This is a genomic window from Pseudoalteromonas sp. R86517 (assembly GCF_042466295.1).
GTDB lineage: Bacteria > Pseudomonadota > Gammaproteobacteria > Enterobacterales > Alteromonadaceae > Pseudoalteromonas > Pseudoalteromonas atlantica.
The window spans coordinates 2,982,473-2,996,882 of sequence record NZ_JAXHCB010000001.1; the positions used below are offsets into that span (position 1 = coordinate 2,982,473).

At 42.6% G+C, this 14,410-nt stretch carries 10 protein-coding genes and 1 tRNA gene; all 11 read right to left on the reverse strand.

What is annotated here, in order from left to right; genetic code table 11:
- Positions 1-164: 164 nt before the first annotated feature.
- Entirely contained in the window at positions 165-4,337 is a 4,173-nt protein-coding gene (rpoC, locus tag SJY38_RS13505; protein ID WP_054983402.1) for a DNA-directed RNA polymerase subunit beta', read from the reverse strand.
- Positions 4,338-4,441: 104 nt separating this feature from the next.
- Positions 4,442-8,467, reverse strand: a complete 4,026-nt coding sequence (rpoB, locus tag SJY38_RS13510; protein WP_004588209.1) for a DNA-directed RNA polymerase subunit beta — start codon at positions 8,465-8,467, stop codon at positions 4,442-4,444.
- A 272-nt stretch (positions 8,468-8,739) separates the two neighbouring features.
- Positions 8,740-9,102: a 50S ribosomal protein L7/L12 gene (gene rplL, locus SJY38_RS13515; protein ID WP_004588208.1), complete on the reverse strand. Its 363-nt coding sequence runs from the start codon at positions 9,100-9,102 to the stop codon at positions 8,740-8,742.
- Between the two features lie 75 nt (positions 9,103-9,177).
- The gene (gene rplJ, locus SJY38_RS13520) at positions 9,178-9,672 is read right to left on the reverse strand and encodes a 50S ribosomal protein L10 (RefSeq protein WP_024032046.1); all 495 of its coding nucleotides are present in this window, start codon (positions 9,670-9,672) and stop codon (positions 9,178-9,180) included.
- 323 nt (positions 9,673-9,995) lie between these two features.
- Entirely contained in the window at positions 9,996-10,700 is a 705-nt protein-coding gene (gene rplA / locus SJY38_RS13525) for a 50S ribosomal protein L1 (protein WP_004588206.1), read from the reverse strand.
- Positions 10,701-10,703: 3 nt separating this feature from the next.
- On the reverse strand, positions 10,704-11,132 hold the full coding sequence (gene rplK / locus SJY38_RS13530; protein ID WP_004588205.1) for a 50S ribosomal protein L11: 429 nt from the start codon (positions 11,130-11,132) through the stop codon (positions 10,704-10,706).
- A gap of 213 nt (positions 11,133-11,345) precedes the next feature.
- Complete coding sequence (gene nusG, locus SJY38_RS13535; RefSeq protein WP_024032045.1) at positions 11,346-11,903, reverse strand: transcription termination/antitermination protein NusG; 558 nt, start codon at positions 11,901-11,903, stop codon at positions 11,346-11,348.
- Between the two features lie 4 nt (positions 11,904-11,907).
- The gene (gene secE / locus SJY38_RS13540) at positions 11,908-12,285 is read right to left on the reverse strand and encodes a preprotein translocase subunit SecE (protein ID WP_004588203.1); all 378 of its coding nucleotides are present in this window, start codon (positions 12,283-12,285) and stop codon (positions 11,908-11,910) included.
- A gap of 132 nt (positions 12,286-12,417) precedes the next feature.
- A tRNA-Trp gene (locus tag SJY38_RS13545) sits at positions 12,418-12,494 on the reverse strand.
- A gap of 106 nt (positions 12,495-12,600) precedes the next feature.
- Positions 12,601-13,449 carry an SPFH domain-containing protein gene (locus SJY38_RS13550; protein WP_029774147.1) on the reverse strand — a complete coding sequence of 283 codons (849 nt, stop codon included), beginning with the start codon at positions 13,447-13,449 and terminating at the stop codon, positions 12,601-12,603.
- A 13-nt stretch (positions 13,450-13,462) separates the two neighbouring features.
- A complete protein-coding gene (gene deoC / locus SJY38_RS13555) occupies positions 13,463-14,206 on the reverse strand; it encodes a deoxyribose-phosphate aldolase (RefSeq protein ID WP_377109972.1) in 744 nt (247 codons plus the stop codon).
- Positions 14,207-14,410 lie beyond the last annotated feature (204 nt).

The following is a 14,410-nucleotide window of genomic DNA, read 5'->3' on the forward strand; positions in this document are numbered from 1 at the left end:
CTGAAAAAAATAAAAAAATCCGCCCTTTTTACAAGCTTGTAACATACATGCAAGTAAATGGGTGGCGGAATTTTAATGAGCAAAGTTTAACCTGTCAACCTAAACTCATCGTAAGACAGTAGATAACTGTCTTACGATTTATTAATCTGTTGATTAATAAGAGTTTATTGATTTCCAGATAAATCTGCGTTCAGAGCATCTGTTAGTGCTTGAGTTGCCTCTTCTGCACTTACTGTTTGCTCTTCAACAACTTCACCCTGCTTGCGGCGAGCCATACGGTCTTGGTGATACGCAAAGCCAGTACCGGCTGGGATCAGACGACCCACAATTACGTTTTCTTTCAGACCACGAAGCTCATCGCTCTTACCATTCACTGCGGCATCTGTAAGAACACGTGTTGTTTCTTGGAAAGACGCTGCCGAGATGAAAGATTCGGTTGCTAGTGATGCTTTCGTGATACCCATAAGTTGTATTTCAAACTTCGCTGGGATTTTACCTTGTTTTTCAAGGTCACGATTAGCGATATTAACGCGAGCTACTTCAATTTGCTCACCCGCTAAGAACTCAGTATCACCGCCGTCAAGGATGGTACATTTACGTAGCATCTGACGAATAATTGTTTCAATGTGCTTATCATTGATCTTAACGCCCTGCAAACGGTAAACCTCTTGCACTTCGTTAACAATGTAGTTAGCAACATGAGTCACACCACGTAGGCGTAAGATGTCATGTGGTGATTCAGGGCCATCGGCGATAACTTCACCTTTAGACACTTGCTCACCTTCAAACACGTTAAGTTGACGCCACTTAGGAATCATCTCTTCGTAATGATCGCCTTCAGCTGGTGTAATAACTAAACGTTTCTTACCTTTAGTCTCTTTACCGAAGCTAATAGTACCGGTGATTTCAGCTAAGATAGCTGGATCTTTTGGCTTACGTGCTTCAAATAAGTCGGCTACGCGTGGTAGACCACCCGTGATATCACGAGTTTTCGAACCTTCTTGCGGAATACGTGCAAGTACGTCACCTGGGTTTGCTGTAACGCCATCTGTCACTTCAATCGTAGTGAATGAAGGTAGACGTGTTTCTTGCAAGCCGCGCTCTTCACTTTCGATGATAAGCTTAGGCTCTTTCGCATTTACTTTAGCAAGGTCTTTAACAACTACACGGGTTAAGCCGGTTAGTTCATCAGTTTGTGCTTCCGTATTTGAGTCATCAACATCGCTGAACGAGATTTTTGACTTATGCTCAAGAACGATTGGGTGACTATGCGGGTCCCAAGTAGCAACGATGTCGTTACCTTGAACTTCTGCATTGTCTTGTACTGTTAGTACCGCACCGTAAGGTACTTTATAACGCTCTTTTTCACGACCGAAGCTATCAATGATAGTGATTTCAGTTGAACGTGAAGTAATTACAATCTTACCGTCGGTATTAAGTACATACTTAGCGTTATGTAGTTTTAACGTACCGTCAGTTTTAACTTGTACATTGTTTTCAGCTGATGCTCTTGATGCCGCACCACCGATGTGGAATGTACGCATCGTAAGCTGTGTACCCGGCTCACCGATTGATTGTGCCGCGATAACACCTACTGATTCACCCGCGTTGATGATATGACCACGTGCAAGGTCACGACCATAACACTTAGCACATACACCAAAGTCGTTATCACACGTGATAACAGAACGTACGCGAACTTCATCTACTGAGTGCTCTTCTAAAAGGTCACACAGTTTTTCATCAAGCATGATATTACGTTCTACTAATACAGTATCTGTATTAGGGATAACCACAGGCTCAGCTACAACACGACCTAGTACACGTTCGCGAAGTGCTTCTACAACGTCACCACCTTCAATAAGCGGTTTCATTGTTAAGCCATCTTCTGTGCCACAGTCGTCTTCATTAATTACCAAATCTTGTGCAACGTCTACTAGACGACGCGTTAGGTAACCTGAGTTAGCTGTTTTAAGTGCTGTATCGGCAAGACCTTTACGCGCACCGTGCGTTGAGATGAAGTACTGTAGTACGTTTAGACCTTCACGGAAGTTAGCCGTGATTGGCGTCTCGATGATTGAACCATCTGGACGTGCCATTAGACCACGCATACCTGCTAGCTGACGGATCTGAGCGGCACTACCACGAGCACCTGAGTCGGCCATCATAAACACTGAGTTAAATGACGGTTGCTCTTCTTCTTCACCTTTGGCATTGATAACCGTGTCTTTTGACAAGTTGGCCATCATTTCACGTGATAAGTTTTCATTTACACGTGACCAGATATCGATAACTTTATTGTACTTTTCACCAGCCGTTACAAGACCTGATTGGAATTGTTGGTTGATTTCAGTTACTTCAGCTTCAGCTGATTCAATGATTGATGCTTTAACTGGTGGGATAACTAAGTCATCGATACCAATTGAAACACCTGACTTCATTGCGTAGTGGAAACCGGTGTACATAACTTGGTCAGCAAACACAACAGTGTCTTTAAGACCTAGACGACGGTAACACTCGTTTAATAAGCCAGAAATCTGCTTTTTACCTAATGCTTGGTTGATTGACTCAAACGGCATACCTTTAGGTAAAATTAGAGACAGAATTGCACGACCAACAGTAGTGTCGATAAGCGTTACAGTGTCTTCAACAACACCTGCTTCGTTAGTGATTGACTGACTAATACGCACTTTAACGCGCGCGTGAAGTTCTGCGTTACCACTACGGTATGCTTTTTCTGCTTCTTTAGGATCTTTAAATACAATGCCTTCGCCTTTCGCATTAATGCGATCGCGCGTCATGTAGTAAAGACCTAATACAACATCCTGTGAAGGAACGATGATTGGCTCACCATTCGCTGGAGATAGAATGTTGTTAGTAGACATCATTAGTGCACGAGCTTCTAACTGAGCTTCAAGCGTTAACGGTACGTGTACCGCCATTTGGTCACCATCGAAGTCGGCGTTGTAAGCCGCACATACTAATGGGTGTAAATGGATTGCTTTACCTTCAATTAGTACAGGTTCGAACGCTTGGATACCTAAACGGTGAAGGGTAGGTGCACGGTTAAGTAATACTGGATGTTCACGAATTACTTCGTCTAGTACATCCCATACTTCCGCTACTTCGCGCTCTACCATTTTCTTAGCAGCTTTGATTGTCGTAGCCATGCCGCGACGCTCTAATTTGCCATAGATAAATGGTTTGAATAGCTCAAGTGCCATCTTCTTAGGAAGACCACATTGGTGAAGCTTAAGTGTAGGACCAACCGTGATTACAGAACGGCCAGAGTAATCTACACGCTTACCAAGTAAGTTCTGACGGAAACGACCTTGCTTACCCTTGATCATATCAGCAAGAGATTTAAGCGGACGCTTGTTAGAACCTGTAATTGCACGACCACGACGACCGTTATCAAGTAGCGCATCTACCGCTTCTTGTAACATACGTTTTTCGTTGCGTACGATAATATCTGGTGCAGCTAAATCTAATAGACGCTTAAGACGGTTATTACGGTTAATAACACGACGGTAAAGGTCGTTTAGATCAGATGTCGCAAAACGACCACCGTCTAGTGGTACTAATGGACGTAAGTCAGGTGGCAATACTGGAAGTACTGTCATGATCATCCACTCAGGGTTATTACCTGATTGGTGGAACGATTCCATTAACTTAAGACGCTTAGTGATCTTTTTACGCTTCGTTTCAGAGTTAATTGTTGGTAACTCTTCACGCATTTCAGCAATTAATTGGCCAAGATCAAGTTCACGAAGCAAGTCTAATACTGCTTCTGCACCCATCTTAGCTTCAAATTCATCACCGTGCTCTTCAAGTGCATCTAGGTATTCTTCTTCACCTAATAGTTGACCACGCTCAAGCGTTGTCATACCAGGCTCAGTTACTACGAATGATTCGAAGTAAAGAACACGTTCAATATCACGAAGTGTCATATCAAGCATTAAGCCAATACGAGACGGTAATGATTTTAAAAACCATATATGTGCTACTGGGCTCGCAAGGTCGATATGACCCATACGATCACGACGCACTTTTGTAAGTGTAACTTCAACGCCACACTTCTCACAGATCACACCACGGTGTTTAAGGCGTTTATATTTACCACATAAACACTCATAATCTTTCACTGGGCCGAAAATACGGGCACAGAATAAGCCATCACGCTCAGGCTTGAAAGTACGGTAGTTAATAGTCTCAGGTTTCTTTACTTCACCGTATGACCATGAACGAACCATGTCTGGTGAAGCAAGACCAATGCGAATTGCATCGAATTCTTCGGTCTTATTTTGTTGCTTCAGAAACTTAAGTAAGTCTTTCACCTTAGCTCTCCTGTCGGAGTTAATCTTGAGGGCGGATAATCTCGCCCCTACATTCTATTCAGCCGTAACAGATGCTGCAGTGTTAACTGCAGCATCTAATTGGCTTAATTTTCTTCCAACTCGATGTTGATACCCAGTGAGCGGATTTCTTTCAACAATACGTTGAACGATTCTGGCATACCTGGTTCCATTTTATGGTTACCATCAACGATGTTTTTATACATCTTAGTACGACCGTTCACGTCATCCGATTTCACTGTTAGCATTTCTTGTAGAGTGTAAGCAGCACCGTAAGCTTCAAGTGCCCATACTTCCATCTCACCAAAACGCTGGCCACCGAACTGTGCTTTACCACCCAGCGGCTGCTGAGTAACAAGGCTGTAAGAACCAGTAGAACGTGCGTGCATCTTATCGTCAACCAAGTGGTTAAGTTTAAGCATGTACATGTAACCAACAGTTACTTGACGTTCAAACTGATCGCCAGTACGGCCATCATAGAGTGTAACCTGACCACTTCTTGGGTATCCACCAAGCTCTAGCATGTCTTTGATTTCGTCTTCTTTAGCGCCATCAAATGCAGGAGTAGCGATTGGTAAACCACCTTTTAAGTTATCAGCTAAACGACGAATTTCATCATCAGAGAAGCTTGCAATATCTACTTCTTGACGAGATTCACCGATTTCATAAGCTTGTTTGATGAATTCACGTAGCTCATGTAGCTCACGTTGTTCCTTCATCATTTCCTCTAAGCGCTCACCAATACCACGTGCAGCTAGACCCATATGTGTTTCAAGGATCTGACCGATGTTCATTCGTGATGGTACACCTAGTGGATTTAGTACGATATCTACCGTACGACCTTTATCATCGTATGGCATATCTTCTACTGGTACGATAGTCGAGATAACACCTTTGTTACCGTGACGACCCGCCATTTTATCACCCGGTTGGATACGACGTTTAACAGCTAGGTATACTTTAACAATCTTAAGTACGCCTGGTGCTAAGTCATCACCTTGAGTAATTTTACGACGTTTGTTTTCAAACTTCTTATCGTATTCAGCTTTAAGCTCATCGTACTGTGCAGCTAGTTGCTCAAGTTCAGCTTGCTTGTCTTCTTGTGCAAGGCTTTGAGTAAGTAGCTTTTCAGCATTTAGTGACGCTAAGTTGTCTTCATCGAAGCCTGCTGCAGCAAGTAGCTTGCGAGCACGGTCTAATACACCGGCTTCTAGAATACGGAACTCTTCGTTGAAGTCTTTCTTCGCTTCGCGAAGCTGCATGTCTTCAACTTCTAACGCACGCTTATCTTTTTCAACACCATCACGGGTGAAAACTTGTACGTCAATTACAGTACCAGTTACAGAGTTTGGTACACGTAAAGAGCTGTCTTTAACGTCAGACGCTTTTTCGCCGAAGATAGCACGCAGTAGCTTCTCTTCAGGTGTTAATTGCGTCTCGCCTTTCGGAGTCACTTTACCTACTAGGATATCGCCGCCTTTAACTTCAGCACCAATATAAACAACGCCTGATTCATCAAGCTTGCCTAGCGCAGACTCACCCACATTCGGGATATCTGCAGTGATTTCTTCAGGACCTAATTTAGTATCACGGGCAACACACTGTAGTTCTTGAATGTGGATAGTCGTTAGACGATCTTCTTCAACTACGCGCTCTGATAGTAAGATTGAATCCTCGAAGTTATAACCGTTCCATGGCATGAATGCCACGCGAAGGTTTTGACCAAGGGCTAAGTCACCTAAGTCAGTCGAAGGACCATCTGCTAACACGTCACCACGAGTAACCGGTTCGCCAACCATGCACGTTGGTTTTTGGTTAATACATGTATTTTGGTTAGAACGTGTGTATTTAGTAAGGTTGTAAATGTCGATGCCCGCTTCACCAGGAATACGCTCATCGTCATGTACGTTTACAACGATGCGGCTAGCATCGGCGTACATTACTTCACCACCACGTTTAGCAACAATCGTTACACCAGAATCTTTCGCTAGTGTTAACTCAATACCTGTACCTACTAACGGCTTATCCGCTTTCAATGTTGGTACTGCTTGACGTTGCATGTTTGAACCCATCAATGCACGGTTAGCATCATCGTGTTCTAGGAACGGGATAAGTGCTGCCGCTACAGAGATCACCTGTTGTGGTGATACATCCATATATTGCTGGTCCATGCGACCCATAAAGGTAGATTCACCTTTGTGACGACACGGAATAAGTTCATCAACAAACTCATTGGTTTCAGTTAAGTTTGAGTTCGCCTGTGCGATAACAAACTGACCTTCTTCAATGGCTGATAAATAATCAACTTCATCAGTTACTACACCATCTACCACTTTACGGTAAGGTGTTTCTAAGAAACCGTAATCATTTGTACGTGCGTACGTAGATAACGAGTTAATTAGACCGATGTTTGGACCCTCAGGAGTCTCGATTGGACATACGCGACCATAGTGAGTTACGTGAACGTCACGTACTTCAAAGCCAGCGCGCTCACGCGTTAGACCGCCCGGACCTAATGCAGAAATACGACGCTTATGCGTTACTTCTGATAGCGGGTTATTTTGGTCCATAAACTGTGATAACTGAGACGAGCCGAAGAACTCTTTAACCGCTGCCGAAATAGGCTTAGCGTTAATAAGATCTTGTGGCATTATCGCGTCAAGGTCACCTAAGCTTAAACGCTCACGTACAGCACGTTCTACACGTACTAGACCAACACGGAATTGGTTCTCAGCCATTTCGCCAACACTACGTATACGACGGTTGCCTAAGTGGTCAATATCATCAACATCGCCTTGACCGTTACGAATAGCAATTAATACTTTCATAACAGACACGATGTCTTCTTTGCTTAATGTGCCAGGGCCTGTGTCTGTATCGTAACCAACACGGCTATTGAACTTCATACGACCTACAGTAGATAAGTCATAACGTTCTTCAGAGAAGAATAAGTTCTCGAATAAGGCTTCAGCCGCGTCTTTCGTCGGTGGCTCGCCTGGGCGCATCATGCGGTAAATTTCTACTAATGCTTCTAAACGGTTGCTAGACGAGTCAATATTTAATGTATTTGACATGTAAGCGCCGCTGTCCACCTCATTGATGTATAACGTCTCAATTTTAGTGTGACCTGCTTTAACCAATTCAGCCATCAGCTCTAGTGATAGCTCGTCATTAGCGTTTGCAATAACTTCACCTGTTGACTCATCAACATAGTTTTTAGCTACAATACGGCCAATGATGTACTCATGTGGTACTTCTAATTGATTAATGCCTTTTTTCTCGATGCTCTTGATGTGGCGAGCCGTAATACGACGACCGCTTTCAACAAGTACTTCACCGTCTTCGCCTTTGATATCAAAAGCGGCAGTTTCACCACGTAAACGTGAAGGCACAAGTTCCATAAGAACTTTACCGTCAGTTACTTCAAACGCGGTAGTATCGAAGAACATATCTAAGATTTCTTCGCTAGAGTACTCAAGTGCACGTAAAATAATAGACGCCGGTAATTTACGACGACGGTCTATACGTACATATAAGTTATCTTTTGCATCAAATTCGAAGTCTAACCATGAACCACGGTAAGGTATAACGCGTGCGTTATATAATACTTTACCCGATGAATGGGTTTTACCGCGGTCGTTATCAAAGAATACACCAGGGCTACGGTGTAGCTGAGAAACGATAACACGCTCTGTACCATTGATTACAAAAGTACCGGTATCAGTCATGAGCGGAATTTCGCCCATGTAAACTTCTTGCTCTTTAATGTCTTTAACTGTGCCTGGAGCTTCTTTGTCCATAACTACAAGACGCAGTTTCACGCGAAGTGGAGCAGAATAAGTCACACCGCGAATTTGACATTCTTTTACATCGAATACTGGCTCACCAATACGATAACTTACGTATTGAAGCTCAGAATTTCCCGAGTAGCTTTTAATAGGGAACACAGAACGGAAGGCTGCTTCCAAACCATGATCGCCATCAGCGTCTGGGACTAAGAATTTTTTAAACGATTCTAACTGTGTCGACAGTAAGAAAGGTATATCCAAAACTTGTGGACGTTTACCAAAATCCTTACGGATACGTTTCTTTTCAGAATAAGAGTAAGCCATGGGGTTCCTCAGCTTGCTGATCTTTGACCCGACCTGTTCTTGTAAGAACAGACTTAACTGGCATCTATGCCAAGATTTACAACATTTAATTGTTGTTCTAATTAACTCCGCCTTAGCAACACTAGCAAACTATAAAGCGTTGAAAGTAAAGAGAAAATCAGATTTTATTTGAGCTATAGGAATACATAACTCTATAGCGCAAAAAGGCCGGTGATTAAATAATCACCAGCCCTTGCCTGATTACTCAGGCAGCGAACCTAGCGTGAGCTAGATTACTTAACCTCAACTTCAGCACCAGCTTCAGTAAGGTCTTTTTGAAGTGCTTCAGCTTCTTCTTTAGATACACCTTCTTTGATAGGTGCAGGAGCAGCTTCAACAAGAGCTTTCGCTTCTTTAAGGCCTAGGCCTGTTGCGCTACGTACAGCTTTGATTGCCGCAACCTTGTTAGCGCCAGCGCCAGTAAGGATTACGTCAAATTCAGTTTTCTCTTCAGCAGCTTCAGCAGCAGGACCTGCTACCATAGCAGCTGCAGCAGTTACGCCGAATTTTTCTTCCATTGCTTCAACAAGAGCAACAACGTCCATTACTGACATTTCAGCAATTGCGTCAAGGATTTGGTCTTTAGTTACAGACATTACAAATTTCCTAATAATTAACGGACTCTAGGTCCAAATAAATTTACACCGAAAGAGAGGTTAAACAGCTTAAAATTAAGCAGCTTGCTCTTCTTTCTGTACACGTACTGCTTCAATTGTTTTACACAATTTGCCAGCAGACGCTTCTTTCATAGCGCTCATTAAGCGTGCAACAGCTTCATCGTATGTAGGTAATGTAGCAAGCATTGCTGCATCTACAACATTTCCTTCAAAAGCGGCCGTTTTAACTTCGAATTTCTCATTCTTTTTCGCGAAATCTGCGAAGATACGCGCAGCAGCACCAGGGTGCTCTGATGAGAAAGCGATTAAGCTTGGACCAACTAACGAATCAGATAGACATTCAAATTCAGTACCTTCAACAGCACGTTTTGCTAGAGTGTTACGAACAACTTTCATCCATACACCAGCTTCACGAGCTTCTTTACGAAGGGCTGTAATTGCGCCTACTGCTACACCACGAGAATCTGCAACAACTGCAGAAAGAGCACCATTGGCTGCTTCGTTGACTTCAGCAACAATTGCTTTTTTGCCTTGAAGATTTAAAGCCATGGGTGTTACTCCTGGTTTAATGGGTCACCGACACTCGGCTTCCCTGTTTTACTCTTCCCTATCAACAAACTTGATAGAGATGCTTTTTACGGCGAGAGCCAGAAGAGATTAGGAAAAATCTATCTGGGGATTCACACCGTCTACGTAGGTAATATTAAGGCCGAAGCCGCCTACGGTCTTGGACGGAAGCCCAATTTATCGCATCACTCAAGAGCTTAGCGAAATTATGGACTTCAACCCGAATTCTTTACTTGTTAAATAATAAATTATTCAACAAAATGGCGCAAAATTATAGTACAAATTTCACGCCATGTAAACACCTATTAAGCTACAGAAGTGCTTAAAGTGTTTTGGTCAACAGCAACACCTGCGCCCATTGTTGTAGAGATGGTTACTTTCTTAACGTAAACACCTTTAGCTTGAGAAGGTTTAGCCTTCTTAAGCGCAACGATTAGAGCTTCAAGGTTTTGTTGAAGTTGCTCAGCAGTGAAATCAACCTTACCGATAGTAGTATGGATGATACCATTTTTGTCATTACGGTAACGTACTTGACCTGCTTTCGCATTTTTAACTGCTTCTGCAACGTTAGGTGTTACAGTACCAGTTTTAGGGTTAGGCATAAGACCACGTGGACCTAAGATTTGACCTAGTTGACCAACAACACGCATAGCGTCTGGTGATGCAACAACAACGTCAAAATCCATCTCGCCTTTCTTAACTAGTTCAGCAAGATCTTCCATGCCTACTAATTCAGCACCGGCTTCTTTTGCAGCTTCTGCATTAGCGCCTTGAGTGAATACAGCAACACGAACATCACGGCCAGTACCGTTAGGTAGTACAGTTGCACCACGAACGTTCTGGTCAGATTTACGAGCGTCAATACCAAGGTTAACAGCAACGTCAACACTTTCTACGAATTTAGCTGTCGCTAACTCTTTTAAAAGAGCAACTGCTTCATTGATTTCGTAATCTTTAGTTACTTCCACTTTTTCGCGGATAGTACGCATACGTTTAGTTAATTTAGCCATTTCTTAGTCCTCTACGTTCAAGCCCATCGCACGCGCAGAACCTGCGATAGTGCGAACCGCAGCGTCCATATCAGCCGCTGTAAGGTCAGCTCGTTTTGTCTCAACGATCTCTTCAAGTTGAGCACGAGTTACTGTGCCTACTTTTTCAGTGTTAGGACGGCCTGAGCCTGATTTGATACCAGCAGCTTTCTTAAGTAAGTAAGCAGCAGGTGGCGTTTTCATATCGAACGTAAATGAACGGTCACCGTAAACAGAGATCACTACAGGAACTGGAGCGCCTTTTTCGATAGACTCTGTACGCGCGTTAAACGCTTTACAGAATTCCATGATGTTTACACCGTGTTGACCTAGTGCAGGACCTACTGGAGGACTAGGATTAGCCATACCAGCGGCAACTTGTAGCTTGATTAAAGCTTCAACTTTTTTAGCCATTATAAATACCTCATTTGGTGGGTCTTAGCCTTGTGCGCGCGAGGACGCGTACTCTAACGGCTTCCCAGTTTAAAAATTGGTTTCGTACTTTTTGCGAGCAAAAATAAATTTTTGCCTTAATACAAAAAGGCCGCTGATTATAAGTTAATCAGCGGCCTTTTTCAAGCTTCGTGCCAAAATTTTAGTAAATAATGGCGAAGCTTTTTTAATCAATTACTTATCTTGTTCAACTTGACCAAATTCAAGTTCAACCGGTGTAGAACGACCAAAAATAAGTACCGACACTTTCACGCGGCTCTTTTCGTAGTCAACTTCTTCAACAACACCGCTAAAGTCAGCAAATGGACCATCAGTAACACGAACAACTTCACCTGGCTCAAATAATGTAGCTGGTTTAGGTGCTTCAGCGTTTTCTTGAAGACGGTTAAGAATGCGTTCTGCTTCTTTAGAACTAATAGGCGCTGGGCGGTCAGAAGTACCACCAATAAAGCCCATTACACGTTCAGTGCTGTTCACTAAGTGCCAGCTTGCATCGTTCATATCCATTTGTACTAGTACGTAACCTGGGAAGAATTTACGCTCAGATTTACGCTTTTGACCAGCGCGCATCTCAACAACTTCTTCTGTTGGTACTAATATCTCACCAAAGCTCTCTTCAAGACCTTCAATTTTAATGTGCTCTGATAACGTTTGCGCTACACGCTTTTCGTAACCAGAGAATGCTTGTACAACGTACCAGCGTAATTTAATTTCTTTGTTCTCATCCGACATGGGATCAGATCTCCAATCCAGTTAAAAAGCCTACAGCGCGGAATAAAATACCATCTAATCCCCAAAGGATAAGCGCCATAATCACTGTTGCAACCATTACGATTAATGTCGTGTGGGTAGTTTCTTGACGCGTTGGCCAAACAACTTTACGTACTTCGATGCGTGCTTCTTTAGCAAATGCTAAAAAGTCACGGCCTTTAGCGGTTTGCGAGGCAATACCTAAACCTGCTGCTATAGCAACCACAACGCCAATTGCACGTAGTAATACAGACTGATCTGCAAACATGTGATTACCAACAACTGCGCCTGCAAGTAGCGCGATTGCTACTAACCACTTTACCGACTCCATCGCACTTGATGGTGTTTCTACATTCGTGCTCATAATATTATTACCTTAACTACAGACACAACAACCCTACACAACGGCAGGGTTAATCCATTAAAATCTAAACTTAAAAACAGACTTATTTAAACCGATTTTTAACCCCAGACTTACTCAACTTATGAGTAAAAATGGCAGGGGCGGAGAGATTCGAACTCCCAACCGTCGGTTTTGGAGACCGCTGTTCTACCAATTGGAACTACGCCCCTGCAAAGTGGATGCCTATTATACTTACGCAAATCATTAACACAAGCCTAAAAGATACCCACATTGCAAAATCTCGATAAACTATTAAGTCCTTAATAATAAAAAGGCTTAATTAGCCCCTTTTACTAGCGGCACGCCATTATTACCAACTGGAATATAAACCGTTGTATGGTTTGGCGACTCAGCCATTTTTGCCTGCGCGTTTATAGCTTCATGTTGTAAATAATTTGCAGTAAGCGTTGCGTTAATTATTTTTTGGGCTTGGGCAATACCTTTTGCTTCTTCCACTCTTATTTCAGCATCTTTGCGTGCTATTTCTTTTTGTGTTTCTTTCTCTGCTAGTAACTGCTGCGCGGCAAGCTTTTTCTCTACAGCATTTGCGACAATGGCTGGGTAATTAATATCTCCCACTACTACATTTGCTAATTTAAAGGGCGTTGATGATAAATAAGTTTGTAAACGCAAACTAACTTCTTGCGCTATTTGTTCGCGGTTTGTTTTCAGCTCACCACTGTCGTACTTTTGCACAATGTCACGCACATAGGTTCTAAACGTTTCACGCACAAAGCGTTTATACCAGTTCTCAGCGCCATACTCTTCTACAACTGTTTTTACCGAGCCACTTTGAATCCCTATTACTGCATGAAAATCAAATTTTATATTTAAATCATCATTAGCAAGAATTCTGAATGTTTCAGTATACGTATTAGGTCGCATATCAATATTTACCACTTCATTACGAAGTAAAGAAACACCATAGTTAGCAGGTCCTTTCATGGTGCCTTGGTAGCCCCCTTCGCCAAATATTCTTGGTTTTTCGTACACATACCCTTCTTCACCTGCAGGCGTGCTTGGGTTAGTACATGCAGTTAAGCCAAACCCTACAACACCGGCCAAAATGGCACCTTTAACAAGGTTATTGACCAGGTTTTGCATCCCTGAATTTCTTGGTTTCATTATATGTCCTTGGTTATTTTTCTAATACTTTATATACATCACTTAGTAAGCTTGATGCGCCAAACCTAAATGTAGTGGCCTGTAAGTAGTCATCACCCATAATTGAGCATGTCAGTGCTAAATACTCCTTTGCATCAGTAACGGTTTTAACTCCGCCTGCGGCTTTAAAACCAACAACCTTACCCGACTCTTTAATAGTGCTGAGCATCACGTTTGTTGCGTCAAGCGTTGCATTTACAGCCACTTTACCTGTGCTGGTTTTTACAAAATCAGCCCCGCCTTGAATAGCTAAGTTTGTAGCTTTAGTGATTAGCTCTGCAGTTTTAAGTTCGCCACTTTCTATAATTACTTTTAATTGCGCTTTTGTACCACAGGCTTTTTTGCTTTGAGTTACATACTCCAGCACTTTGCTGTGCTCGCCAGCAATAAGTGCTTTATACGGGATCACTAAATCTATTTCATCCGCGCCGCGCTCAATTGCTATCAGTGTTTCGTTTATCACATCGCTCAGTGGCGCATCACCACTAGGAAAATTTGTAACCGTTGCTACTTTTACATGGTTAAGCTCACGCGCAGCCAATGCTATTTTTGCATCATCTACAAAATCACTGTAAACGCATACTGCAGCAGGCGTGCCCAATTTAGGGTTAATACTATTTACAAGCTGCTGAATATCACTGGCCGTGTCTGAGGTGTTTAGGCTTGTTAAATCCATAAGCGACACAGCTAAGTGTGCATCGTTGAGTTGTTCAGTCATACGTAATCCCTTTAAGTAGGCGATAAATTAGGTTTAGCGTCATAGTAACAAATTAACGTAATCTCGCTATAGCTCATAACCAAACACTATAAGCACATTATTTTGCGTGTAATGCGCGTTAATCCCCTATAGATTAAGGCTTAAACCTAAAACAACCACCCATTATAACTTTTGGTTATATAAACTTGGTTTTAATTATTTTTT

Bases quoted from the DNA above. Each gene is read 5' to 3' on its own strand.
- rpoB (WP_004588209.1), bottom strand. From the start codon at position 8,467: ATGGCTTACTCTTATTCTGAAAAGAAACGTATCCGTAAGGATTTTGGT.
- rplL (WP_004588208.1), bottom strand. From the start codon at position 9,102: ATGTCTGTAACTAAAGACCAAATCCTTGACGCAATTGCTGAAATGTCA.
- rplJ (WP_024032046.1), bottom strand. From the start codon at position 9,672: ATGGCTTTAAATCTTCAAGGCAAAAAAGCAATTGTTGCTGAAGTCAAC.
- rplA (WP_004588206.1), bottom strand. From the start codon at position 10,700: ATGGCTAAATTAACTAAACGTATGCGTACTATCCGCGAAAAAGTGGAA.
- rplK (WP_004588205.1), bottom strand. From the start codon at position 11,132: ATGGCTAAAAAAGTTGAAGCTTTAATCAAGCTACAAGTTGCCGCTGGT.
- nusG (WP_024032045.1), bottom strand. From the start codon at position 11,903: ATGTCGGATGAGAACAAAGAAATTAAATTACGCTGGTACGTTGTACAA.
- secE (WP_004588203.1), bottom strand. From the start codon at position 12,285: ATGAGCACGAATGTAGAAACACCATCAAGTGCGATGGAGTCGGTAAAG.
- SJY38_RS13550 (WP_029774147.1), bottom strand. From the start codon at position 13,449: ATGAAACCAAGAAATTCAGGGATGCAAAACCTGGTCAATAACCTTGTT.
- deoC (WP_377109972.1), bottom strand. From the start codon at position 14,206: ATGACTGAACAACTCAACGATGCACACTTAGCTGTGTCGCTTATGGAT.